General features: G+C 62.1%; 22 protein-coding genes. 10 read left to right on the forward strand and 12 right to left on the reverse strand.

Going from position 1 to position 24,464, the window contains the following annotated elements; translation table 11 throughout:
* Positions 1-8: 8 nt before the first annotated feature.
* Entirely contained in the window at positions 9-1,163 is a 1,155-nt protein-coding gene (locus B384_RS0107380) for an ABC transporter permease (protein ID WP_019482476.1), read from the forward strand.
* An 8-nt stretch (positions 1,164-1,171) separates the two neighbouring features.
* Positions 1,172-2,326 carry an ABC transporter permease gene (locus tag B384_RS0107385; protein ID WP_019482477.1) on the forward strand — a complete coding sequence of 385 codons (1,155 nt, stop codon included), beginning with the start codon at positions 1,172-1,174 and terminating at the stop codon, positions 2,324-2,326.
* On the opposite strand, the gene B384_RS0107390 is transcribed toward B384_RS0107385, so the two are convergent.
* Complete coding sequence (locus B384_RS0107390) at positions 2,323-2,676, reverse strand: hypothetical protein (RefSeq protein WP_019482478.1); 354 nt, start codon at positions 2,674-2,676, stop codon at positions 2,323-2,325. The genes B384_RS0107385 and B384_RS0107390 overlap by 4 nt on opposite strands.
* Positions 2,677-2,777: 101 nt before the next feature.
* On the opposite strand from B384_RS0107390, the gene B384_RS0107395 reads away from it, so the two are divergent.
* Positions 2,778-3,131 (forward strand): hypothetical protein, encoded by a 354-nt coding sequence (locus tag B384_RS0107395; RefSeq protein ID WP_024477452.1) that lies wholly within the window; start codon positions 2,778-2,780, stop codon positions 3,129-3,131.
* Here B384_RS0107395 and B384_RS0107400 read toward each other — a convergent pair.
* A complete protein-coding gene (locus B384_RS0107400) occupies positions 3,128-4,072 on the reverse strand; it encodes a 1-phosphofructokinase family hexose kinase (protein ID WP_272942570.1) in 945 nt (314 codons plus the stop codon). The genes B384_RS0107395 and B384_RS0107400 overlap by 4 nt on opposite strands.
* A 248-nt stretch (positions 4,073-4,320) precedes the next feature.
* On the opposite strand from B384_RS0107400, the gene B384_RS0107405 reads away from it, so the two are divergent.
* The 4 genes from B384_RS0107405 (at position 4,321) to B384_RS0107420 (ending at position 8,709) form a co-directional block, all read left to right on the forward strand.
* The gene (locus B384_RS0107405; protein ID WP_019482481.1) at positions 4,321-5,754 is read left to right on the forward strand and encodes a DUF222 domain-containing protein; all 1,434 of its coding nucleotides are present in this window, start codon (positions 4,321-4,323) and stop codon (positions 5,752-5,754) included.
* Between the two features lie 76 nt (positions 5,755-5,830).
* Complete coding sequence (locus tag B384_RS0107410) at positions 5,831-6,511, forward strand: DNA alkylation repair protein (RefSeq protein ID WP_019482482.1); 681 nt, start codon at positions 5,831-5,833, stop codon at positions 6,509-6,511.
* 297 nt (positions 6,512-6,808) lie between these two features.
* Positions 6,809-7,315: a flavodoxin family protein gene (locus tag B384_RS0107415; RefSeq protein WP_019482483.1), complete on the forward strand. Its 507-nt coding sequence runs from the start codon at positions 6,809-6,811 to the stop codon at positions 7,313-7,315.
* Positions 7,316-7,464: 149 nt separating this feature from the next.
* On the forward strand, positions 7,465-8,709 hold the full coding sequence (locus B384_RS0107420) for a glycosyltransferase (protein ID WP_019482484.1): 1,245 nt from the start codon (positions 7,465-7,467) through the stop codon (positions 8,707-8,709).
* Positions 8,710-8,958: 249 nt separating this feature from the next.
* On the opposite strand, the gene B384_RS0107425 is transcribed toward B384_RS0107420, so the two are convergent.
* Complete coding sequence (locus tag B384_RS0107425; RefSeq protein ID WP_019482485.1) at positions 8,959-9,678, reverse strand: TetR/AcrR family transcriptional regulator C-terminal domain-containing protein; 720 nt, start codon at positions 9,676-9,678, stop codon at positions 8,959-8,961.
* An 85-nt stretch (positions 9,679-9,763) separates the two neighbouring features.
* On the opposite strand from B384_RS0107425, the gene B384_RS0107430 reads away from it, so the two are divergent.
* A complete protein-coding gene (locus B384_RS0107430; RefSeq protein WP_019482486.1) occupies positions 9,764-10,465 on the forward strand; it encodes a DUF4386 domain-containing protein in 702 nt (233 codons plus the stop codon).
* 90 nt (positions 10,466-10,555) lie between these two features.
* Positions 10,556-11,542: an NAD(P)-dependent alcohol dehydrogenase gene (locus B384_RS0107435; protein ID WP_019482487.1), complete on the forward strand. Its 987-nt coding sequence runs from the start codon at positions 10,556-10,558 to the stop codon at positions 11,540-11,542.
* A 237-nt stretch (positions 11,543-11,779) separates the two neighbouring features.
* On the opposite strand, the gene nrdF is transcribed toward B384_RS0107435, so the two are convergent.
* From nrdF to B384_RS0107475, 8 genes are all read right to left on the reverse strand, one after another.
* Positions 11,780-12,754, reverse strand: coding sequence for a class 1b ribonucleoside-diphosphate reductase subunit beta (gene nrdF / locus B384_RS0107440; RefSeq protein WP_019482488.1), 975 nt, complete (start codon positions 12,752-12,754; stop codon positions 11,780-11,782).
* An 89-nt stretch (positions 12,755-12,843) separates the two neighbouring features.
* Positions 12,844-14,943: a class 1b ribonucleoside-diphosphate reductase subunit alpha gene (nrdE, locus tag B384_RS0107445; RefSeq protein WP_026041030.1), complete on the reverse strand. Its 2,100-nt coding sequence runs from the start codon at positions 14,941-14,943 to the stop codon at positions 12,844-12,846.
* 68 nt (positions 14,944-15,011) lie between these two features.
* Complete coding sequence (nrdI, locus tag B384_RS0107450; RefSeq protein ID WP_026041031.1) at positions 15,012-15,470, reverse strand: class Ib ribonucleoside-diphosphate reductase assembly flavoprotein NrdI; 459 nt, start codon at positions 15,468-15,470, stop codon at positions 15,012-15,014.
* An 82-nt stretch (positions 15,471-15,552) separates the two neighbouring features.
* The gene (nrdH, locus tag B384_RS0107455) at positions 15,553-15,807 is read right to left on the reverse strand and encodes a glutaredoxin-like protein NrdH (RefSeq protein WP_019482491.1); all 255 of its coding nucleotides are present in this window, start codon (positions 15,805-15,807) and stop codon (positions 15,553-15,555) included.
* Between the two features lie 498 nt (positions 15,808-16,305).
* Positions 16,306-17,580: an SAM-dependent methyltransferase gene (locus B384_RS0107460; protein ID WP_237715257.1), complete on the reverse strand. Its 1,275-nt coding sequence runs from the start codon at positions 17,578-17,580 to the stop codon at positions 16,306-16,308.
* A gap of 17 nt (positions 17,581-17,597) precedes the next feature.
* Complete coding sequence (locus tag B384_RS0107465) at positions 17,598-18,875, reverse strand: SAM-dependent methyltransferase (RefSeq protein ID WP_019482493.1); 1,278 nt, start codon at positions 18,873-18,875, stop codon at positions 17,598-17,600.
* The gene (locus B384_RS0107470) at positions 18,872-19,597 is read right to left on the reverse strand and encodes a DUF1365 domain-containing protein (protein ID WP_019482494.1); all 726 of its coding nucleotides are present in this window, start codon (positions 19,595-19,597) and stop codon (positions 18,872-18,874) included. Before B384_RS0107470 ends, B384_RS0107465 begins: the two co-directional genes overlap by 4 nt.
* Positions 19,594-21,003, reverse strand: a complete 1,410-nt coding sequence (locus tag B384_RS0107475) for an NAD(P)/FAD-dependent oxidoreductase (protein WP_019482495.1) — start codon at positions 21,001-21,003, stop codon at positions 19,594-19,596. Before B384_RS0107475 ends, B384_RS0107470 begins: the two co-directional genes overlap by 4 nt.
* A 198-nt stretch (positions 21,004-21,201) precedes the next feature.
* Here B384_RS0107475 and B384_RS0107480 point away from each other — a divergent pair, with 198 nt between their 5' ends.
* Positions 21,202-22,125, forward strand: coding sequence for a LysR family transcriptional regulator (locus B384_RS0107480; protein WP_026041032.1), 924 nt, complete (start codon positions 21,202-21,204; stop codon positions 22,123-22,125).
* On the opposite strand, the gene metE is transcribed toward B384_RS0107480, so the two are convergent.
* On the reverse strand, positions 22,122-24,437 hold the full coding sequence (gene metE, locus B384_RS0107485; protein WP_019482497.1) for a 5-methyltetrahydropteroyltriglutamate--homocysteine S-methyltransferase: 2,316 nt from the start codon (positions 24,435-24,437) through the stop codon (positions 22,122-22,124). The two genes, B384_RS0107480 and metE, sit on opposite strands and share 4 nt — an antisense overlap.
* Positions 24,438-24,464 lie beyond the last annotated feature (27 nt).

The raw sequence follows: 24,464 nt of genomic DNA on the forward strand, positions 1-24,464 counted from the left end.
TCAGGACCATGGTCTCCAATGACCTCAGGCTGCGGATCCGGGACCGGTCGGTGTTCATCTTCTCCCTCCTCGTTCCGTTGGCCTTGATGGGGGTTCTGAACCTCTCCTTTGGAGGTGGCGGAACGGACAGCGTCGACTTGCAGCCCGCCGTCGTCGTCGCAAGTTCTGAAAACAGCGGCCAGCTCGGGGAAGCGCTCCTCGAGGCCCTCGATACCCTCCCCATGATGGACGTCACCGTCACCAGGGTGGCTGCCGACGAGGTCAGCGGCGAAACAAGGGATACCGGGGCTGAGCTGGGGCTCATCCTGCCGGAAGGGTTCACGACTGCGGTAACTTCCGGGGAGGCCTCTACCGTCCAGGTCATCGAAGGTGATGTTGCAAGCATCGAAACCAATGTGCTGATCTCGGTGGTGGACGGGGTGCTTCAGCAGTTCGCTGCGGGCACCGTGACTGCCACGGCAGGCGGTATGGCCGGGCTTCCGGAGGACGAGCTAACCGGCCTGGCGCAACGGACAGCCGCTGGCCCGGCCGCCTTGACCCTTTCGGAAGGCCAGGCATCCGCCGAGCAACTGTCACTCAGCGGCTCACTAGTGGCTGGTCAGACCGGTTTGTTCCTGTTGTTCACCGTCGGGTTTGGTGTTCTGGGACTGCTGGCGGAGCGGGAAGGTGGCACCCTGACCAGGCTACGGTCAGCTCCCGTCGCTCCCGGTACCATCATCTGGGCGAAGGCCCTGGTCGGGTTCATTCTGGGGGTGGTTGCCTCGTCCATCCTGCTGACGGTCGGTAGCCTGTTGTTTGACGTCTCGTTTGGGTCCCCGGCTGTGGTGGGGCTCCTGATCCTGGCGGTTGCGGCGGCGGCAACGAGCCTGACCTTTGTCGTCGCGAAACTCGTGCGAAGCGCCGAACAGGCGAATGTCGCCCAATCGATCCTGGCCATGGTGCTGGGAGTCGCAGGCGGAGCCTTTTTTCCTTTGCAGACCTCAGGGATTGTCGCGACACTGATGGACTTTAACCCTATTTCAGCGTTCATTCGCGGACTCGGCATCACCTCCGGAGGCGGTGGGGTGGCGGACGTCGCTGTCCCCCTGGCGATCATGCTGGGATTTGCAGTCCTTGCCACCGTGATATCGCGCCTGCTGCCGGACCGGGGTGCCCGCTTGTGAAACACATCATGGGAATTGCCCTGGTAGAGGTTCAACGTTTCCTCCGGGACAGGTCGAACATCTTTTTTGTCTTCATTTTTCCTTTGCTCCTCATTCTGTTGCTCGGCTCCCAATTCGGGGCCAATAGCGGACGGTCCCAGGTGGCGCTGTCGGGCGGGTCCGGTACTGCCCTGGAAAGTGCTTTGAAGGTTCAGCTGGAAGAAGATGGCCTCCAGGTGTCGTTTGCCGGTGAGGAAACGGTGAAACAGCAGCTGGGCCGTGCCCGAATCGACGTCGGCATTTTCATCAGCGATGACGACGCCGCGGACTACTCCGCGGGTCAGGAGGCCGACCTCGAGGTGATATCAGCGTCGCAGGCCTCGGCACAGGCCGTACTGCAGGAGGTGCGGACGTCAGTCCAGACGGTCAGCACAGCACAGCTACAGCGATCGCTCCTCCAGGAAGCGGGCGTCAGCGCGGCCGAGGCGACCACCGCCCTGGAGCGGGCGGAAACTTCTGTGGTACCCCCCGGACTGGAAATCGTGGACACCGACGACGTATCGCAGGAATTTTTGGGCTTGGGACGGTTCGATCTGGGCGCCACCCAGCAACTTCTGCTTTTCGTCTTCCTGAGCTCCCTCACCGGGGCTGCGACCCTCATCAACGCGCGGCGTCTCGGGGTGATCTCCCGCGTGATGGCCGCCCCGGTGACAAGCTGGCAGGCTGTGGCGGGGCAGGCACTGGGACGGTTCGGCATTGCCGTTGTCCAGGGGGCGTACATCATGGTTGGCACTGCTGTGCTGTTTGGCGTGCAGTGGGGCGATCCGTGGTTGGCAGGACTCGTTTTGGCGTTCTTCTGTGCGGTCTCCGCTGCTGCAGCGATGGTGATCGGCTCGGTCATGGATAACGACAGCGCCGCCTCGGGAGTGGGCGTGGGCCTCGGTCTCGTGTTGGCCGGTCTGGGCGGCTCGATGGTGCCCCCGGAGTTCTTCTCCGACACCCTTCAGACAGTGTCCCGGGTGACCCCGCACCGGTGGGCTTACGACGCGTTCGCTGAGATCCAACGACATGAAGGCACGTTGACTGACATTCTTCCGCAGCTTGCGGTGCTCGCAGGGATGGCTGTGGCTTTGCTGACCCTCGGCTCCATCCTGCTACGGCGCAGCCTCAGCAGGGCGCTCTAGACCAGACGCGCGCGTGCAATATTCCGGGCGTGGGTCCAGACAGCAAAAAAGATCAGCGGCACATGGATTGCGGGCAGGTTGTGGGCGAACCACCTGGGTAGGTAGATATCGGTCACCGAACCGGTGGAATCGCCGAGGCGTTGGGCCAGTGGGGTGAGCGGACAATGAAACCCGTTGCCGGCAAAAACAACAAGCTCGCTGCCGACAACGGCTGCAGCGACTCCCGCCCGCTGGTCTGTCCTTCCCCGTAACCCGGAGTAAAGCAGGTAAACCATGCATGCTTCGATGGAGAACCAGGCGGCGGTATGGAAGGACTTGACCGCCCGTAAGGCCCGCTGGTGTTCAGCCATGGGTGGCTCCTTTCGCCCTCGTTGGCCTCCAGAGTGCACCCATCTGCGGCCAAGTGGCAGAGTCCAAGGGCCTGTCCGCACAGCTGCCCTATGCTTGGACCATGGACTTCCTTCGCCTTCTGCTCGTCTTTCTCCACATTCTCGGTACGGCCGCCATCGTGGGCGGCTGGTTGGCCACATTCAAGCACCCCACCGTCACGCAGTGGCAGTGGATCGGCGCCCTCACCCAACTGGTCACGGGCCTGCTGCTGGTGGGTCTCGCTGAGATGGGCGACGGCGACGGCCCGAACCACGCCAAAATAGCCGTCAAGCTGGTCCTGACCATCGGCGTGGTTGTCGCCGCGTTCATCGGCCGCCGTAAGGCCAAGTCCGGACACGACGTCGCTAAGGGACTGGCGCACGGCGTCGGCGGTCTTGCACTGATCAACGTCGCGGTAGCAGTCTTCTGGAGCTAGCCCGAGTCAGTGCCGGGCGAGGGGACGCGCTGGGCCATCAGTTCCGCTTCGAGACGCGCTATGTCGTTTCGATGACAGAGTTCTGTGCCGGGTGTCATCGCTGCAGCGCTTCCGGCAGCTAGGGCTGTCAGGAAGGCGCTATCAACGGGTGAGCCCTGCGCAAGTCGGAGAACAAATGCCCCGAGAAAACTGTCGCCTGCTCCCACCGTGCTGACGACCTGCACTGACGGGGCCGGTAGCCGGATGGTGCCGGCCTCGGATGCAAGCACTGCCCCGGCATGGCCTAGGGTCAGTGCGACATATTCCGCTGCCCGGTCGGCGACCAGGCCCGACGCCGCCTCAATCTGAGCCTGCTCAGTGTCAAGCGCCCGGCCGAGATGAGTCGCCAGCTCCCGCCGGCTGGGCTTGACCAGAAACACCCCTTCTGCCAGCGCCTCGGACAGTGCTGCACCCGAGGCATCCACGACACAGCGGGCGCCGACCTTCCTGGCCAGGCGCGCCACCCGGGCATAAAAATCGTCCGGCACCCCGGGAGGGAGGCTTCCGCTGGCTATGACATACCCTTCCGGCAGAATCGCCTCCGAAACGAGCGCGAGACAGGCTCGCCACTCGGATTTGCTGAGCTCTGGGCCTTCGAGCACAAACCGGAATTGGGCGCCCGTCCCCGTCTCGTCGACGGTGAAACTTTCGCGGGTACTTCCTTCGATGGGTGCAACGAGGACCGGGATCCGCTCGGCTTCGATGAGGCGACGATACGCCTCCCCGGTTGGACCGCCGGCCGTGCATACGGCGAGCACCTGTCCGCCGAGTCGCTGGATAACCCTTGCCGCGTTCATTCCTCCGCCGCCCGGTTCCAGTCGGCTCGCGGAGCACCGAAGTTTATGACCACCGATGACCTGGTCAGTGGACGTGTAAACGTCCAACGCAGGGTTCACCGTCAAACTAAGAATCGGTTTGGGATGCCGCGGCGTGGGCGCCCGTTGAGAGTCTCCAGAGTCGGAGCTGGCCGCTTTGCCATTCATTGAGTACTACCCCCTGCGGTGGGTTTACGCCCAACTTACTCCCTGGTCAGTGCTACGTCACGAGGTGCCATTTTGCCGGTTTTTGGTTCGAATATTTGTTTGAGAGAGTTGTCCACATAGGCCCCATAATTCTCCGCAGTGTCGGAGCGGTTTGGGACAATGGAGGTATGGACGGCAGCAGGGCTCCATCAGTGACTGAGAAGGAACTTCCCTTCCCGGGAACGGCTCCGCGCGGCCCGTCAAGCCTGGGCAATACCGCTGATGGCAATACCGCTGATGACAGTACCGCTGATGGCAGCGCTGGCCCGGATGCTGGCACGCGTGCCTTACTCGACGCCCTCACGGCACTGAGGCCAGCCACGAACCCGGCCGGGATGATCGACCAGCTCCGCGGCCTGGAGGACCTCAAATCCGCCATCGCCGGAGTACAGGCCCGGATCGCGGTTGCCTTCGACCGCTCTGAACGCCACCACCAGGCCCAGACCGGGGTGCCAACCGCGGAGCAGGGCAAAAGTATCGGCGCGCAGGTCGCGTTGGCCCGGCGGGAATCCCCCTCCCGCGGCAACCGGCTCCTGGGCCTCGCCCAGGCCCTGGTCACCGAGATGCCCCACACTCTGGCTGCCCTGCACACCGGCCAGCTCAACGAATGGCGAGCCACCCTGTTAGTGAAAGAAACAGCATGCCTCTCCAGCTCCGACCGGACCGCCGTCGATGAAGAACTCAGCCCCGACACCGGGACCTTCACCGGGTGCGGGGACAAAACCATCATCGCCGCGGCCAAGGCTGCCGCCTACCGTCGGGACCCCCGCTCCGTGGTCAACCGCGCAGCCCACGCAGCCAACGAACGATTCGTCAGCATCCGCCCAGCACCGGACACCATGGCCTACCTCACCGCCCTGCTGCCGGTGAAGGAAGCCGTCACCGCCTACACGGCACTATCCCGGCACGCCGATACCGCCAGGGCGACCGGGGACACCCGATCCCGAGGCCAACTCATGGCCGACACCCTCGTCGAACGCACCACCGGGGTACCCGGGGGTGTCTCCCGCGTCGAACTGCAAGTGATCATCACCGACCGCGCCCTCCTCCAAGGTGACAGCGAACCGGCCAGAATCCCCGGCTACGGCATCGTCCCCTCGTCCTGGGCCCGGGACCTCATCCACCCCACTGACATCCACCCCGACATCAACCCCGCTGGCAGTGACCCTGCTGACGCTGAGCGGCATGCCTTCGACGTCTGGGTCCGGCGCCTTTACACCACACCAACAAGCGGTGATCTGGTCGCCCTGGACTCCAAAGCGCGGCTCTTCACCCCGGCGCAACGCCGGTTCATCACCGCAAGGGACCACACCTGCCGCACCCCGTACTGCGACGCGCCAATCCGACACTACGACCACATCATTCCCTGGCACCAAAGCGGCCGGACGTCGATCACCAACGGCGCCGGACTCTGCGAAGCCTGCAACCACACCAAAGAACAACCCGGCTGGGGAGCCCACCCACGCCCAGGACCCAGACACACCCTCCGAATCACCACTCCGACCGGACACAGGTACACATCCACCGCCCCACCCCTCCCCGGCGCCCGGTACCGGATCTGACCCTGCGGGGTCTTTGTCTTCCCAGTAGTCTTGGCAGTCACACGATGCAATGGGTCATGAGGAAGAGGAACCCGTGATGACGGAGACGACAACAGACGAGGTACTTGCCGAGCTGGCCTCCCTCGAGGATCCCGGAATCAGAGTGGTGAATGCGAGGCACGGGGACGATCACGGAGTAAATCTGGGGAAGCTGCGCGCCGTAGCCAAGCGTTTGAAGACTCAACACGACCTTGCAGTGAGCCTCTGGGCAACCGGTGATACAGCTGCAAGGTTGGTCGCGCTTCTGATCTGCCGCCCGAAGGCTTTCGAACGTGACGAGCTGGACTCGATGCTCAGGGAAGCTCGTGCACCCAAAGTGCATGACTGGCTCGTCAACTATGTGGTGAAGAAGAGCCCGTTCGCCGAAGATTTACGGATCGTTTGGTTTGCCGACCTGAATCCCGTCGTGGCGGCTGCCGGTTGGGCACTGACTTCGGAACGAGTGATCAAGAGTCCCGATGGCCTGGACCTTCAGGCCCTGCTCGATGTTATTGAAGCAGAGATGAAGGACGCCCCGGATCGGCTTCAGTGGGCGATGAACCACTGTCTGGCGATGATTGGGATTGAACACGTCGAGCATCGTGCTCGAGCGCTTGATATCGGTGAGCGCCTTGAGGTCCTCAAGGACTACCCGACTCCCCCAAACTGCACCTCACCGTTCGCGCCGAGCTGGATCAACGAGATGGTGAGCCGGCAGGGGACCCAGGAAACTGGGTAAGCATGCGGATCGTCTCCTGGAACTGCGCGATGGGTTCCTCAAAGAAGGCCCACCTCCCGGCACGCCGCGCACACATGGTGGGAGCATTGCATTCACGGCGACCCAGCGTCGCGTAGGTGTCTCAGTACACCTAGGAGACCGGTCGAGGACACCCAGCAAACTCGATGACCACGCTTCAGTCGGTGCATAAACGCTCTCAGGCGTGAACACCATGAAACAGGCGGGGCAGACGTGGGGAGGTATCCCGGATAGGCTGTGAATACGGCCTTAATCGTGGTCTCTATATTAGGAGTAACGATGCGCGCACTTGTGGTCTACGAGTCTCTGTGGGGCAATACCGAGAAGGTAGCGCGAGCCATCGGCGCCAGACTTGCCGTCAATGCCGACGTTGAGGTGCGTGACTCGGATGCAGCACCAACGTTAGTTGATGGATACGACTTGTTGGTGGTTGGTGGCCCGACGCACGCTTTCTCTATGACACGCGCATCCACCCGAGCTGACGCCGTCAAGTCCCACTCGGCCCCGCATGAGCCGGCCCGTGGCATCCGGGATTGGCTCAACCAAGTCGAACGGCCCAGCACTGAGATCCCCGCCTTCGCGTTCGATACCCGGGTCGACAAACCGAGACTCCCCGGTTCCGCGGCAAAGGCGGCGAGACACGAGTTGCGCTCACTTGGATTCGACACACAAGTCAAGCAGCAAACCTTCCGCGTCCATGGCTACGAAGGGCCCCTCCTGGACGGTGAGATCGAACGCGCAACGGAGTGGGCAGGCGATCTGCTTGCGCGGCTTGGCGCTCCATAAGGCACACGGAGTACCTCCTGTAGACCGGATGAACAATCTTCGAAGCCCCCTCCGTCCGGCTGGACCCCTGAGGTTAGTAGGCTCCATCAACCGGACGGTCTGCGGGTTTCGGGGGCCGAGTTCGGTCTGCAACCACTGAGGAGGTCACCGTGTCAGTTCTCCTTTTCGCACCGGTCACGTTCAATCTGGCTGAAACAACCCGCATGATCGAGGTTGCAAAAGCACTTCGCGATCGTCATGAGTGCGTCTTCCTGGGGTACGAACCGGACTTCTCTCATTTCATCATCGACGCTGGGTTTACCTTCCATCAATTGCAACCGGTGTGGAATGAGCTAGAAAAAGCTCGGGCGCTGGCGCTGGATCAAGGCCGAGGGGTGCGCAACCCGTTCACCGTTGATTTGGTGCGCCGCCGGGTGGCGGCGGAACGCCGCCTGATTCGTGAGACCGCAGCTGTAGCCGTGGTGCACGGCACCAACGTCACCTCTCTGATCTCTGCACGCGCCGAAGGGATTCCACTCTTCTACCCGGTACCGTTTGCACTGACACGTCCTCATGTTGAGCAGACCAAACACGGCCTCTTCGCTATCCCAGGGTGGGTAGAGCCGGTGGTAATGCCTGCCTTCAGGGCTCTTTACAACACTGCTCCCCTGGTCCCACGCGCCTTCAAAATCGCGGCCCGGGAAAACTCAAAGCGCCCGCTTCGCAGCATGGCGTCGATGTTCGAGGCAGACTACAACCTGCTCACCGTTATGCCATGGGAACTGGAGGGCTATTCGTTGCCATCCAACTATGAGAGGGTAGGGCCAATCTTCGCGCACCTGCCAGGGGAGTTGCCCGACGTCGTTCACGATCTTGCGTCCTCTCCCCGGCCGCTGGTCTACCTTGCGCTCGGGTCTTCAGCAAGCAGACGTCTGGCTCTGGGTACCCTTCGATCCTTGGGTAAACTACCCATCAACGTCGTCGCACCTGTGGCCCATTACCTTACTGATGGCGACCGCAAGGAGGTACCCGCCAATGTGACAGTGACCGGTCTGCTGCCGGCTCACCGGCTAGGGGGGCTGGTGGATGCGGCAGTCCTTCATGGTGGTCAAGGGACTGTGCAGACGGCATGCGCCACGGGAGTCCCCTTCGTGGGGATGGGATTGCAGCCGGAGCAGAGGTGGAATGTTGCCGTATGTGAACGCCGTGGCAACGCGACAGCTTTACGACCCCGCCAGGTCGGCACTCCTACCTTCGCGCGGTCGGTTCGAACTGCCATCGAAGATTCGGGTATGCGCGATGCCGCGACCCGCACCAAACTGGCCTACGCGTGTGAAAACGGTGCGATCGCCGCGGCGTCCGCGATCGCACGCGTTCTGGCCTCTCCCAATCCCCGGGACTTCGAAGCTCCTTGAGTCTTCACCTGCCCTCCCATCCGTCATCAGTCCCGACGGAAACTATCGGATTGGTTCTGCATCCTGCCCCACACAACTTGTGCTTCCTGGTGCTGGAAGGATTGGCATCAGGTGTGGCACTGCGATCTAAGGGAGCGAGCCCAGGCACCATATCCAGGCACCAGCGTAGCGGACGTCTTCGCCATCTCTTGATCGATCCCGAAGGCTAACCCGACGGACCAAAGGGACCATGCGTAGCCTCAGTCTTCGTCAAGCGCTTTCGGTCAGCATGCCTTGAGGGTGACGATCCCCCGGATGTCGTTCGAGCCATCCCTCGAGTCCGTCGAGGAGAAGGTCGAGGCCGAGCGGAAACTCGTCGCCATAGGAGTAGCCCGGTTGAAGCACATGCTCCGCCGTCAGCTCGGCGAGGTACGGGTAATCGTTGACGGGAAGTTGGGCGAGCATGGCGTGCGCCATGGCAGCCGTCTCTTCCTGAGTGTGAAACGGCAGGTTCTTCTCCTGCATCGCGAAGCCGTAGATGTAGCTGTCCAATGCCGAGAACGCGTGAGCTGCCATGGCAATGGAAAATCCCGCGTTCCGCAACGTGCCGATCACCCGGTCGTGATGCCGCAGCGTGGCTGGCCCGGGATTGGTCCCTGAGTCCTTCAAACCGGTGGCCCATGGGTGGCGTGAGAGCGTGTCGCGGAATGAGACCGATCGCTTGCGGATCGCCGTCTTCCAATCGTCGCTGTGCAAGGGCAGTTCGATCTCGTTGAACACGGCGTCGACCATAGCATTGAGCAGGTCTTCTTTGTTCGCGACGTGGTTGTAAAGCGACATCGCTTCCACCCCGAGTTCTTCCCCGAGCCTGCGCATCGTCAGTGATTCGATGCCCGAGTCATCGGCAAGCGCAATTGCTGCGCCCAGCACCAGCTCGCGGTTCAGGCGGCCGCGTGATGCCGCCTCGGTCTTGGTCGAGAGTCTCGCCATAATTTCTCCGTTCTGGTCTATTGACAACCTTACCATGTAGGCGTACTTTACTTACACCATCAGCTTACAACGTAAGGATATCAAAATGAACCGCACCTCGCTCGACTCGAGCAAGACCGACGTCGCGCAACGCCCGATGAACTTCACCACCTGGTCGCCACGAACTGCGGCCTTTGTGGCCGGACTCGGACTCGCGATCATGGCGGTGCTGGCTGGTTTCGCCAACTTCGGCGCGATTGTTCCCCTGATCGCTCGCGGTGATGCCGAACAGACCGCACAGAACGTCTCCGGCGCCCCGCTCCTGTTCTTCGCGGGTGTCGTCGGCTTTTTCATCGTGGCCCTGCTCGACATCATCGTGGCGGGGGCGTTCTACACACTGTTCCGGCCGGTGAGCCGTCGGGTCTCGGCGGCGGCCGCCTGGATGAGATCGGTGTACGCGGTCTTGTTGGTGGTTGCGCTCAGTCAACTCGTGATCGGGTTCTCGCTCCTCGGCGATCCCGAAGCCGCCCTCCCGGTGCTGGAGTCGTTCAACACCATCTGGGTCATCAGCCAGGGCCTGTTCGGCATTTCCCTTCTGCTGGTCGGCTATCTGGCCTTCCGATCGGGTTTCGTGCCAAAGGTCTTCGGCATTCTGCTCGCCATCGCAGGCATCGGATACCTGGCCGATGCTGTCGGTGTGGCCGTTATCCCCGACTTCTCTGCCGTATTCGCCCAGTTCATGTTCGTGGGCGAGGTAGCGATTATCTTCTGGCTACTCATCGCTGGCCGCCGGCTGCCCGCCAACTGAACCGTCGACTGCCAAGGAGAAGACCATGGACAATCCCGGCACCGGAAACTTCCCCAGGTCCTAGCCACACCCCTAACTCAGGAGAACCGCATGCAGGCAATCACAAGCCGCTCCTACGGCACGCCAGAAGTCGTCCACGTTGAAGAGATTGATACACCGGTCCCCAGAAAAGGGGAGGTATTGATCCGCAACTATGCAACCGTCGTCTCACAGGCGGAATCTACCGCACGCAACGGCAAGGACCCCCTTGCTAGGCTCTACTTCGGTTTAGCACGGCCGCGCTTTCCGGTCCTGGGAACTGGCTTTGCCGGTGAAATTCAGTCAATAGGAAGCGCTGTGACCAAGTTTCGTGTTGGTGATCAGGTCACAGGATCAGCGGGACCGACCTTCGGTGCCCATGCCGAGTACGTCACGGTCCCCGAAAACGGGATCATCGCGTTGAAGCCTGCCGGCCTGGTACCGACGGACGCCGTGGCAGTCCTGGATGGTGCACTCACCGCCTTGCCCTTTCTAAGAGACGCCGCCAGCCTGAAGTCCGGTCAGTCGATATTGATCAACGGCGCCTCCGGCGCGGTGGGTACGGCGGCCGTTCAGCTCGCCAAGCATTTCGGGGCAGTTGTCACCGGGGTCTGCAGCACGGCAAACCTTGACCTGGTGAAATCCCTAGGTGCCGACACAGTGATCGATTACACCGCACAGGACTTCACAGAGCTGGGCCAGGTCTATGACGTTGTCTTTGATGCGGTAGGCAAGAGCTCATACATCCGCAGCCGGAAGCTTCTGAAGCCCGGCGGCATCTACCTGACGACCGTGCCCTCCTTACCGATTTTGATGTGGATGCTGGTGACTCGCATCTTCGGCAAAACCCGGGCAAAAATCGCGTTCACCGGGCTTCGAAGAGCCAAAGCGATGGCTCTGGATGTGAAGTTCATCAGCCATCTGGCGGCATCGGGACACTATGTCCCGGTTATCGACCGAACCTACAACCTGAAGGAAGCCGCCTCCGCGCATGCCCGTGTGCAATCAGGGCGCAAGAAAGGCAGCGTCGTCCTCACCCTGCATGACCCCGGTGAATAGCGGCCTCCGCGGCAGCGGCACTGTTCTTTCCCTGACACCCGGAAACCCTGACCCGGAACATCGCGTCCCCGTCGTTTATCGAACGCATCATCTGAGTCCCGGTAACCATCTTGCTGGTGATAACACGCTGGCCTCTTCTGTCTTCTCGAAGAGGGCAGGAAAAAGGCCCGAACCCGCGAGTTTTCGCAGATCCGGGCCTCTGACCAGACTTTCAGCAGGGACTTCGAAAATAAACTCCTAGAAGTCCCAGTCATCGTCCTCGGTGTTGACTGCCTTGCCGATGACGTAGGACGAACCCGAACCCGAGAAGAAGTCGTGGTTCTCGTCGGCATTCGGCGACAGCGCAGACAGGATCGCAGGGTTCACGTCAGTGACCGACGCCGGGAACATCGCCTCGTAGCCGAGGTTCATCAGCGCCTTGTTGGCGTTGTAGTGCAGGAACTTCTTGACGTCCTCCGCCAGCCCGACGGAGTCGTACAGATCGTGGGTGTACTGGACCTCGTTCTCGTACAGCTCGAACAACAGCTCAAACGTGTAGTCCTTGATCTCCTGCTTCCGCTCAGCCGACTCTTTCTCAAGACCCTTCTGGAACTTGTAGCCGATGTAGTAGCCGTGAACGGCTTCATCGCGGATGATCAGACGGATCAGGTCAGCCGTGTTGGTCAGCTTCGCCCGTGACGACCAGTACATCGGCAGGTAGAAACCTGAGTAGAAGAGGAAGCTCTCGAGCAGCGTCGACGCCACCTTACGCTTCAGGGGATCGTCACCACGGTAGTAGTTCATGACAATCTCAGCCTTGCGCTGCAAATTCTCATTCTCAGTCGACCAACGGAACGCCTCGTCGATTTCCTTGGTGGAAGCCAGCGTCGAGAAGATCGACGAATAGCTCTTGGCGTGCACCGACTCCATGAACGCGATGTTCGTGTACACGGCCTCCTCATGAGGAGTGATCGCATCGGGAATCAGGCTGACAGCGCCAACCGTGCCCTGGATCGTATCCAGCAGGGTCAAACCGGTGAACACCCGCATGGTGAGCTGCTGCTCGTCAGGAGTCAGCGTCGCCCACGACTGAACATCGTTGGACAACGGCACCTTCTCGGGCAGCCAAAAGTTGTTGACCAGACGGTTCCAGACATCCACGTCCTTGTCGTCCTGGATGCGGTTCCAGTTGATTGCCTCAACGTGGCTGAGCAGCTTGACCTTCTCGGTCATGTCATCCCCTAAATGGTGGGTTAGTTCTTAGTTAAAGCGTACGACGGCGGGCGGGNCCCGCCGTCGTACTGGTAGTCAGCAGCGGCTGCCTACAACATGCAGCTGACGCAGCCCTCTACCTCGGTCCCTTCCAGCGCAAGCTGGCGGAGACGGATGTAGTAAATGGTCTTGATGCCCTTCTTCCAGGCGTAAATCTGGGCCTTGTTGATGTCCCGCGTGGTGGCGGTGTCCTTGAAGAACAACGTCAACGACAGGCCCTGATCCACGTGCTGCGTGGCAGCGGCGTAGGTGTCAATGACCTTTTCGAAACCCAACTCATACGCATCCTCGTAGTACTCGAGGTTGTCGTTCGTCAGGTATGGCGCCGGGTAGTACACGCGGCCCAGCTTGCCTTCCTTGCGGATCTCGATCTTCGACGCCACCGGGTGGATCGACGAGGTGGAGTTGTTGATGTAGCTGATCGAACCGGTGGGTGGAACGGCCTGCAGGTTCTGGTTGTAGATGCCGTGCTCCATGACCGAAGCCTTCAGAGCACTCCAGTCCTCCTGGGTAGGAATGTGGATGTTCTTGAACAGCTCGGCAACCTTCTCTGTCTGCGGAACCCAGGCCTGGTTAGTGTACTTGTCGAAGAACTCGCCGCTGGCGTACTTGGACTTCTCAAAGCCACCGAATGTGGTGCCGGTCTGGATGGCCAGCAGGTTCGATGCCCGCACCGCGTGGTAGACCACCGAGTAGAAGTAAATATTGGTGAAGTCCAGGCCCTCTTCGGATCCGTAGTGCACCCGCTCGCGTGCCAGATAACCGTGCAGGTTCATCTGGCCGAGGCCAATCGCGTGGCTCTGGTCATTGCCGCGGGCAATCGACGGAACCGAGACGATATTGGACATGTCAGACACAGCCGACAGCGACCGGATGGCCGTTTCGATGGTCAGACCGAAGTCCGGCGAATCCATGGTCTTCGCAATGTTCAGCGAACCCAGGTTGCAAGAGATGTCCTTGCCGGTCTCGTCGTAGGACAGGTCATCGTGGTACGTGGTGGGCTGTGAGACCTGAAGGATCTCGGAGCACAGGTTGGACATGATGATCTTGCCGTCGATCGGGTTGGCCCGGTTCACCGTGTCCTCGAACATGATGTAGGGGTAGCCGGACTCGAACTGGATCTCCGCGAGCGTCTGGAAGAAGTCGCGAGCCTTGATCTTGGTCTTCTTGATCCGGGCGTCGTCCACCATTTCGTAGTACTTCTCGGTGACCGAAACGTCGGAGAACGGCATGCCGTACACCTTTTCGACGTCGTAGGGCGAGAACAGGTACATGTCCTCATCCTTCTTGGCCAGCTCGAAGGTGATGTCAGGGATCACGACGCCGAGCGACAGGGTTTTGATCCGGATCTTCTCGTCAGCGTTCTCACGCTTGGTGTCGAGGAAGCGGTAGATGTCAGGGTGGTGGGCGTGCAGGTACACGGCCCCGGCACCCTGGCGGGCACCCAGTTGGTTGGCATAGGAGAAGCTGTCCTCAAGAAGCTTCATCACTGGGATGACGCCCGATGACTGGTTTTCGATCTGCTTGATTGGTGCACCAACCTCGCGGATGTTGGTCAGCGCGAACGCCACACCGCCGCCACGCTTGGACAGCTGCAGTGCCGAGTTGATGGACCGGCCGATCGACTCCATGTTGTCTTCGATGCGGAGCAGGAAGCAGGAGACCAGCTCACCGCGCTGGCGCTTGCCAGCGTTCAGGAAGGTGGGGGTGGCCGGCTGGAAACGGCCCTCGATGATCTCGTCAACCATCTGCAGCGCCAACTGCTGGTCGCCGCGGGCCAGGTGGAGTGCCACCATGCAGACGCGGTCTTCGTAGCGCTCCAGGAATCGCTTGCCGTCGAACGTCTTGAGCGTGTACGAGGTGTAGAACTTGAAGGCGCCGAGGAAGGTCTCGAAGCGGAACTTCTTGCTGTACGCGCGCTTGTAGAGGTCGCGGATGAAGTTCATTGAGTACTGGTCAAGGGTTTCCCGCTCGTAGTACTCGTTCTTCACGAGGTAGTCGAGCTTTTCCTCAAGATCGTGGAAGAACACGGTGTTGTTATTGACGTGCTGCAGGAAGTACTGGTGTGCAGCCTCGCGATCGGCCTCAAACTGGATCTCCCCGTTGGGGCCGTAGAGGTTCAGCATTGCATTGAGCTCGTGATAGCCCATGCCGTGGAACCGCTCTAGCGCAGGTGCGGCGGTGCCGCCTGCTCCCTTTGTCTCTGTCTCTGCAACAGTCATATCCAAAACGCTTCCAATCCTTGGGCTACGCGGTCAACGTCCTCAGACGTTCCCATCAATTCAAATCTGTATAGAACAGGTACTCCACATTTGGCTGCGATGATGTCCGCCGCCAGGCAGTAGGTCTCCCCGAAGTTCGTGTTTCCGGCGCCGATAACGCCTCGGATCAAGGATCGATTTCCCTCGTCGTTGAGGAACTTGATCACCTGCTTGGGCACTGCGCCCCGCCCGGAAATTCCCCCATAGGTGGGAAGGACCAGTACATACGGCTGCAGTGCCCTAAGAGTCGGATCTCGCGTCAGTAGCGGCATTCGTGCTGAGACCGTGCCCATTGCCGCGTCCAACTTCTGGACGAAACGGTGGGTGTTGTCCGAAGACGACGAGAAATAAATCAGTCGGGCATTGGTCACCCCGCCCGGCTCGCTGGGAGCCGCTGCGGCGGGTGTAGTGTCCATTGCTGCGAGGGTCATGAGGTGAATGCTTCCCGACGACGGCGCGCTGGCCGCCCGTTCCACGGAAGATCCGTTTCCTGTCAGATCAGGCGACCGAGCTGACCGATGCCTGGCCGAGTTCTGCCAGTTCGTTGATCTTGTCTGGCCGGAAACCCGACCAGTGATCCTGCTCAGTGATGACTACTGGAGCCTGCATGTAGCCCAATGCGCGGACACGCTCCAAAGCGGCTGGATCCTGTGAGATATCCACGCTCTGGTAGGTGATGCCCTTCTTGTCCAATGCCCGGTACGTGGCGTTGCACTGTACGCATGCTGGCTTGGTGTAAACCGTGACGGTCATAGTCCCTCTCCCCTTGTAATTCTTAGCTTGTTATCGACGCATATTCAGGAATTGGAGGGCTTCAAAAGTGGGCTTCCCGATGGTGTTCCGGGCTGCTCCGCCTATGCCTACCTTGCCAGCGGTTCGATATATAAATACTACATCTAGTGCAAACCGATGGATGCGACCCCAAGATGATGTATTACAAGTATGTCATTCATCGGCTGGTTCGTCCACAGACAATCCACAAGTGAACCCCTTGGAAATGTGCGGAAACCGGCCAATCCCAGAGCGTCGTCCACACCCCTGTGGAGTACTTGCACACAGGCAAAATACTTCTGTGTCGTGAGTTGTCGGCGTGTCGCGGTTGCCCAGGTACTACGACGCCGCACCCGCCACTGCTGTGCAAAGGGTCTAGTTGCGCAAAGGGGATAGTTGCGCAAGGGTTCCAGCCACGTAGAGTTTCCAGCCGCGTGAAGTTGACAGCCCCGCAACAGTGTCGGCAGCCGAATAGAAAACCTAGCCGAGAGGCTTCTGGGACAGGATCTGATCCACTCCCATCCGCCCATCACGGAAGGTCATCATCGCGCCCACAAGATAGACCCGCCAGACCCGGGCCACTTCCTCGCCCATCATCTCAACGGCCTGATCCCAGTTGGCGTCAAACCGGTCATGCCAGGCGTCAATGGTCCTGACATAGTGTTCCCGCATGGCCTCGACCCCGAGGATCTCGAATCCGGCGTTCTCGATCAGGTTGACCGTGTCGCCGACAGCCCGCATATGCATATCGGGAGCAATGAAGGATTCGATGAACGGTCCACCACCCGGGTGTTTGCCGTGACGCGACATCTGCTGGATCAGTACCTTGCCGCCGGGCCGCACGTTGCGGAACAGGGTGGAGGTGTAGGTGGCGTAGTTTTCTTCACCGACATGCTCGCCCATCTCCAACGATGCCACCGCGTCGTAGGGTCCGTCGCGAACATCGCGGTAGTCCTGCAACCGGATCTCTACCCGGTCCTGCAGGCCACGTTCCTTGATGCGCTGATCGATAAAAGCCTTCTGTTCCCTGGAAATGGTCACACCGGTGACTTTGGCACCGAAGTGCTCGGCGGCGAAAAGACTCAGCGAACCCCATCCGCAGCCGACATCGAGGAAACGCTGCCCGGGCATGGTATCCAGTCCGATCTTGCGGCAAACCTGGTCCAGCTTGTCCCGCTGGGCGTCCTCCAGCGTGTAATCCTGATCATCGGAGCGCCAATAGCCGCAGGAGTAGGCCATGTGATCATCAAGGATCAGTTCGTAGAAGGCATTCGACAGGTCGTAATGGTGGCTGATTGCCTCGCGATCACGGAGCAGGCTATGCAGGCGGCCCTTGATCTTCGCCTGCGACGCCGGTGCCGGGAGCGGCGGTCCGAAGACCCCCAGCTCGCGGGCCAGCTTGGTCAACTGCAACACCAGCGCGGGAGTGAGCTTCGGCATCGACAGATCACGCGACGCCACCACCTTCCACAGATGGGTCAGCGCTGCTTCGAGGGAGCCTGGCACATCGATCTCTCCGGTCACATAGGCCTGGGCCGCACCCAACTCCCCCGGGCTCCAGAGCAACCGCCGCAGCGCATTGGCGCTGTTGATCTGCACCTCTGGCTGGTCCTCCGGCCCGGCAGTACTGCCGTCCCAGGCCCGCAAATGGACGGGCAACTCGCCGCCGACAATGGGTTCGAGGATCCGCGCGAGCTTTCCGGCAATGTCCTTATCGATGCTGGCGGCCTGCAATGTGGCGTCTGGCTGAGTCAAGGGAATGCTCCTGATGGTTATGGCCGGCGGTCGAAGATGAGCTGTTGCACATCGAGGTAACCGGACTGAAAACCGGCCCTCGAATAGCACAGGTAGAACTGCCACATCCGCTGGAAGACCTGGTCAAAGCCCAGCTCCGAGACGTCATCGGTGTGGGCGAGGAACCGCTCTTCCCACAGCCGAAGGGTCTGCGCGTAGTGGTCGCCCATGGAGAGCCGCTCCCGTACCCGAAGGCTGGTGTAGCGGTCGGTGATGTCCTCGATCGCCCGCACCGATGGGATGAAGCCTCCGGGGAAGATGTACTTGTGGATCCAGGTGTAGGACCGGCGGGTCACCATCATCCGCTCGTGCGGCATGGTGATCGCCTGAATAGCCACCCGGCCGTCCGGGGCCAGCAGCCGGTCAATGGTCTGGAAGTACACGCCCCAGTACTCGTAGCCCACAGCCTCGATCATTTCTACCGACACGATCGCATCGAACTGGCCTTCGACGGCACGGTAATCCTTCAGCTCCACGGTCACCTGATCGGAGAGGCCGGCGTCGGCAATGCGACGTTCGGCCAGTCCCTTCTGCTCACTCGACAGGGTTACCGAGACTACGGTGGCGCCGCGGCGTGCCGCACGGATGGCCAGCTCACCCCAGCCGGTGCCGATTTCCAGCACGCGGGTGCCTTCCCTGACATCGGCCTGGTCCAGCAGGCGGTCGACCTTGCGTTGCTGGGCTTCAGGAAGGTCATCCCACCGGGCGTCCAGCAGCTGCGGACCGTTGGCGTCAAACAGTGCACTGGAATAGGACATGGTGTCGTCCAGGAACAACTTGAACAGGTCATTGGACAGGTCATAGTGCCGGGAAATGTTTGACCGGGTGTTGACCTTGGTGTTGCGCTCCTTGCGGGGCGGCTTCGGCAGGTACAGGCCACGGAGCTTCTGCAGCGGCACCGGGACCAGGTGCGCCGCCTGCGCGGCGAACACCTGCATCACCTCGGTGAGGTCCGACGCCGTCCAGTCCTGCGCCATGTAGGCCTCACCCAGACCGATCAGACCATTGTCGCCCAGGCGGGCAAAAAAGTCGGCGGGCCGGTGGATGCGCATCTCGGGACGTGGACCGCCGCCTGGAGCGCCGAGCACCGTACCGTCGTCGTACACCACCCTCAGTTGCAGGCGGTTCACTGCGGCAGCGAAGATTTTCTCGGCGAGGGCTGCAGCAACCTTGTTCCTCGGACCCGATGGAACGTTGGCGATACCGGGCCAATACTCCGGGTCAGCGTTAGCCTCGGAACGAACAAGGGTACTCATCGAACTGCCTCCTGTGATTCATGGTGTGGTCGGGTGCGCACCGGCAAACGACGCATCCAGAGTTTAACTCCCTGCCACCGGATCTGCGCAGCTGCGCGCAGGGGTGCAACAGGGATGGATGTGATCATCCGAACAACATTTCGGGTGGTGGCCGGCAACCGGTGCCCTGCCATTGTGGCGATGAAAGGGGCCTGGCCGTCCCTGTGCAGGGTGATTGTAACCTTGAGACGTTCCGCCGGCTCCGGAACCCGCATTTCATAATTTCCTGAAACGTCGTTAAACGGCGACACATAGAACGCTTTCCCGGTTGTTGCCCGGCCGGACTCATCGGGGTTCAGCAGGTAGCAGTGACGCTCCCCATAGGTGTTGTGCACCTCGGCGATGACCGCGGCCAGCGACCCGTCGGTGCGATGGCACCAGAACAGGCTCAACGGGTTGAAAACGTGACCGAGCACCCGTCCGCTGGCCAGCATGGTTACCCGGCCGCCGTCGTCGTCGATGCCCTGGGTCGCCAGGTAGGTCGCCACGTTGGACCGGATGGACTGCTCCGGGTCCCCCAGGTGGTCGGCTGCCGAAAATACCGCGAATGGCCTGAGCACGCGCGGGAGCACCGGCAGATCAGCCAGGTCCACGAACCAGCTGTAGCTGCGGTACGTGAACTCGTTCTGTAACGGCGTCCGGCGGATGTGTCGGATCGTCGTCGGGTACAGGGCCGCGGTCATGACGGAGCGTCCTCCAGCGCCGCGTCGAGTCGCTCGGCGTCCCAGGATCCCCCCAGGCGTTCGGCCGCGCGCAGCCCGGACAGGGCGCCATCCTCATGGAACCCCCAGCCGTGGTAGGCCCCGGCGAAGGCGATGCGGTCGTCGCTGAGCTCGGTCAACCGGCGCTGGGCGGCCAACGACGACGGCGTGTACTGGGGGTGTTCGTAGGTCATGGAACGCAGCACTGAGGCCGGGGCTATCTCGTCACCCTCACCCAGGCTGACCAGGAACCGGTGGTCGGTCCGGCCTTCGAGCCGCTGCAGCCTGGTGAGGTCGTACGTCACCAGCACACGGTCGGGGCTGGCGTCGCAGGACGGCAACCGATAGTTCCACGACGACCGCGCGGCGTCGGTGCGCGGCAGCACCGATTCATCGGTGTGGAACAGGGTGTGATTGGTGGAGTAGGGCATGTCGCCAAGCACTTCGGCCGCCAGCGGATCGGGGTCCCCCAACATGGCGAGCGCCTGATGCGGGTGGGTGGCGATGACTACGGCATCGTAGGTTTCGGTGGCCTGGTGCGCAGCATCGCCTAGCACCGTGACGACGACGCCGTCCCCCACCTTGCTCACATCGGTCACCGGCGAACCGAGCCGCACGTCCTCGATGTGTTCCAGCACCCGGGTCACGTATTCCCCCGACCCGCCAGTGACCGTGCGCCACTGGGGTGATTCTTTGATGGTGAGCATCCCGTGGTGGGACATGAAGGAGAACAGGTACCGCGCGGGGTAGGCGAGCGCCGTCGCCGGGTCGCAGGACCACACGGCCGAGACGACCGGGGTCATGAAGTGGGACGTGAAGTACTCGCTGAATTGTCCCTTGGCGAGAAACTCCCCGAGGGTCATGCCGTCGTCGACGGTTGGGCTGTCGGTGTGTCCCTCATACCCGCCGGTGTCCTTCAGCAGGGCGCGGGCGTCGCGCTGGAAGCGCAGTACTTCGAGCAGCATCTTGAGGTATTTCCCGCGGCGGAGCACTCCCCGCTGGGCGAACACCCCGCGGCGGCCCTTCGCTCCGGCGTATTCGAGGCCGCAGCCATCACACCGCACCGACATGGTCATGTCAGAGTCCTGCGTGGGAACCCCCAGCTCCCCGAAGAGTCGCAGCAAGGTGGGATAGGTCCTGTCGTTGTGGACGATAAACCCGGTGTCCACCCCCGAGGTGGTGCCATCGGACATCGGCATCTGGTGGGTGTGGGCGTGCCCGCCCGCACGGTGGTCGGCCTCGTACAGTGTGACCGAATGGTGACGGCTCAGCACGTAGGCCGCGGTCAGCCCGGCGACACCACTGCCGACAACGGCGATCCTGCGCCGTGCGCGGAACCCGCTACGGTCGGCCCCGAGGGGGTCAGGGTCATGCTGATAGTCGGTCATCTGCGCTCCTCCGCGTGGGTCGTGGGACTTCGCCGCCGGCCGGTTGGGCCGGTCAACTCGCCACTACAGGCCTCCTAGAAGGAAAACGCCTGTTGTAAATATAGTTTGGTAAGTGTTCGGAGACGGACGATTTCCGGATTGGTGCAATGGATCAGCCCAGACGGCAGGGATAAAGCGTCAGCTGACGAAAGGATTGCCGTGGTTAACCCAGTGCATTTGCGCACTCTTCTGGAGGTCATTCGCCTCGGATCCTTTACTGCTGCTGCGTCCCGGTTGGGGTATACGGCGTCGGCCGTGTCGCAGCAAATGTCAGCCCTGGAGCGGGACACCGGTGCCACCCTGTTCGAACGGTCGGCGCGGAGCGCGATACCCACCGAGGCGGCGGTGGTCATGGCACGTCACGCCGCGAAGGTTCTCACCGATATTGACGCCCTGCTGGCGTCCACCGCGCGTGCCGAGGCGGAGTCCACCCAGGAGCTTCGGTTGGGGATCTTTCCGAGCCTGGCGACCTATGCCCTGCCGCGGCTGCTGGGAACCCCTGAGTGGCGACGCCTGGGGATCAGTCTGAAGGTGTACGTGGCCGAACCCGGCCAGACCATCCAGGGTTTGCGGGCCGGCGGCGAGCTCGATTTGGCGTTGGTGTTCCAGGTGGGCCAGGGTGGGCTGGCATGGCCGTCATCGGTCAGCCGGCAGTGGATCGGGGACGACAATTTCCGGGTCGTGCTACCCGCGGCCTGGGGCATTCAGCCGGGGGCGGCCGTGAGCGCCGACCAGCTGTCCGACATGCCCTGGATCATGCACCACCCGGGAACCGCTGATGCCACGGTGATTGGGCGGCTCTTTGCCAGCTGCAACCTGCACCCCCGGGTGGTGGCGTATTGCGACGATTTCAATGCCAGCCTCGAGCTGGCAGCGGCCGGGCTCGGCGCCGCGCTGGTTCCTGAACTAGCGATGACGCACGGCCCGGCCGGTGTGGTGGCTCTTGATGTCCCGGAGATTCGTCTCGCGCGGAGCATTTTCGCGCTGCAGATCGGTGACAAGCAGACCACCAGGGTGAGGCTTTTCATGGACCAGCTGGCAGGCATCCTCAAGGCACAGAGCATCGAGCCGATCCGCCGCTAGAGCTGGGCCCGCACCCGGGCCGCAGCGTTGACCAGATTCCGCAGCGACTCAATGGTCTCGGCGTAACCCCGGGTTTTCAGCCCACAGTCCGGGTTCACCCAGATCTGGCGGGCTGGCAGCTGCCGAACCGCCTTCTCGACGAGTGCTACCACCTCCTCCTCGTCGGGGACCCGGGGCGAATGAATGTCGTAGACACCCGGGCCCACTCCCCGGGCGAACTGCTGCTCCTGCAGGTCGTGGACCACTTCCATCCGTGAGCGGGCGGCCTCGATGGAGGTGACATCGGCATCCAGCCCATCGATTGCGTCGATGATGGCGCCGAACTCCGAATAGCAGAGGTGGGTGTGGATCTGCGTAGCCGGTGTTGCCCCCGCCGTCGCCAGCCGGAACGACGCCACCGACCAGGCGAGGTAGTCCGGCTGCAGCGCCTTCCGCAGCGGCAGCAGCTCCCGCAACGCTGGTTCATCGACCTGGATGACACGGATACCGGCGCGCTCCAGATCGCTCACCTCGTCCCTGAGGGCGAGTGCCACCTGGTTGGCGGTCTCCCCCAGCGGCTGGTCATCCCGCACAAACGACCACGCCAGGATGGTGACCGGTCCGGTGAGCATCCCTTTCACCGGCTTCTCAGTGAGTGACTGGGCGTACTCTGCCCATCGCACGGTGATGGCCTCCGGACGGCTCACATCGCCCCAGAGGATGGACGGCCGGGTGCACCGTGAACCGTAGGACTGCACCCACCCGTTCACTGTGACATCGAACCCGTCCAGGTTTTCGGCGAAGTACTGCACCATGTCGTTCCGCTCCGGTTCGCCGTGGACGAGGACGTCGAACCCCAGGTCCTCCTGCAACGCGACCACCCGGGAAATTTCTTCCTTCATCAGGGTGGTGTACTGCTCGGCGTTGAGGTCGCCCCGGAGGAACCGGGCCCGGGCCGAGCGCACCTCGGCTGTCTGCGGAAACGATCCGATCGTGGTGGTCGGTAGCGCCGGCAACTGCAGGGCTGTTTCCTGCGCGGCCGTCCGCTCCTGATAGGCGACGCGGGTGAAGTCCGACGGCGTGAGCGACCCGAGGCGGTCCCTCACCTCGCTGCGGATCACCCCTTCGGCAGCAGCGCGGGAGGCACGCACAGCCGACGCTTCAGCTATTGCCGCGTCGATGGATCCCGCCGGTGAGTTATCGACCAGCCGGGACAGGGTGACGACCTCCTCCACCTTCTGATCAGCGAAGGCCAGCCACGTCCGCAGCTCGCGATTCAGCTGCGGTTCGTCCTCGACACTGTGCGGCACATGCTGCAGCGACGTCGACGTGGCGACGCTCACTCGGGTTACCGTCGCAGCGAGGGTGGACAGTGTTGTGGCCGCTCGCGCCAGATCGGCCTTCCAGATGTTGTGGCCGTCCACCACTCCGGCGACCAGGGTGGTATCCCCCAGGGCGGCAAGGTCGGCTGCAGCGGGCAGCTCGCCTTTGACCAGGTCGAGGTGGAGCGCGTCGATCCCAGTACCCCCGAGGATGGGCAGTAGACCGCCCAGCGAGCCGTACTGGGTGGTGACGAGCACCGCGGGTCGTACCTTCGCAGCGGTGAGGAAACGGTAGGCCCGTTCGACGGCGCCAGCCACCTCGGAGGCGAGAACCGCCTGGTCTGCCACCAGGGCAGGCTCTTCCAGTTGCACCCACTGCGCGCCCGCTTCGGCCAGCTGTTCGAGCAACTGAATGTACAGCGGCAGGAGGTCATCGAGACGACTGAGCGGGTCGAACCCTGCAGGCGCTTCATCGGCTGCCTTGCTCAGCAGCAGGAACGTGACCGGACCGATTATGGTCGGGCGGACGGTCAGACCCTGTTCGGCCGCCTCCGCGACGTTGCGGAGTATCCAGTTGTTGGCGAGCGTGAAGCGGGTGTCTGGCCCGATTTCGGGAACCAGGTAGTGGTAGTTGGTGTCGAACCACTTGGTCATTTCCAGAGGCTGCCGTCCGGCGTCGCCACGCGCCAGGGTGAAGTAGGCGTCCAGGCCGAGCTGGCCGCCGTCGTCGTAGAGGTCCTGGAACCGGTCGGGAACGGCGCCGAAGGTCGCGGCCGTGTCCAGCACCTGGTCGTAGAGGGAGAATGACGCGGGGATCGCCGACGTGGATTCCCCCAGGCCGAGGCCGGCGAGGTGCCTGTAACTGTTCAGCCGGAGGTGCCGCGTGGTGTCATCCAACTGGGGGGCCGTACTCGTTCCCGCCCAGTAGGCTTCGACTGCTTTTTTGAGTTCGCGGCGGGGACCAATACGGGGGTAGCCGACGATGGTGGCTGCGGGGAATGCTTTGCTCATGAGTTGGGTCCTTCGGGAGTGGGAGGG

This window comes from Arthrobacter sp. TB 23 (assembly GCF_000294595.1).
GTDB lineage: Bacteria > Actinomycetota > Actinomycetes > Actinomycetales > Micrococcaceae > Arthrobacter_D.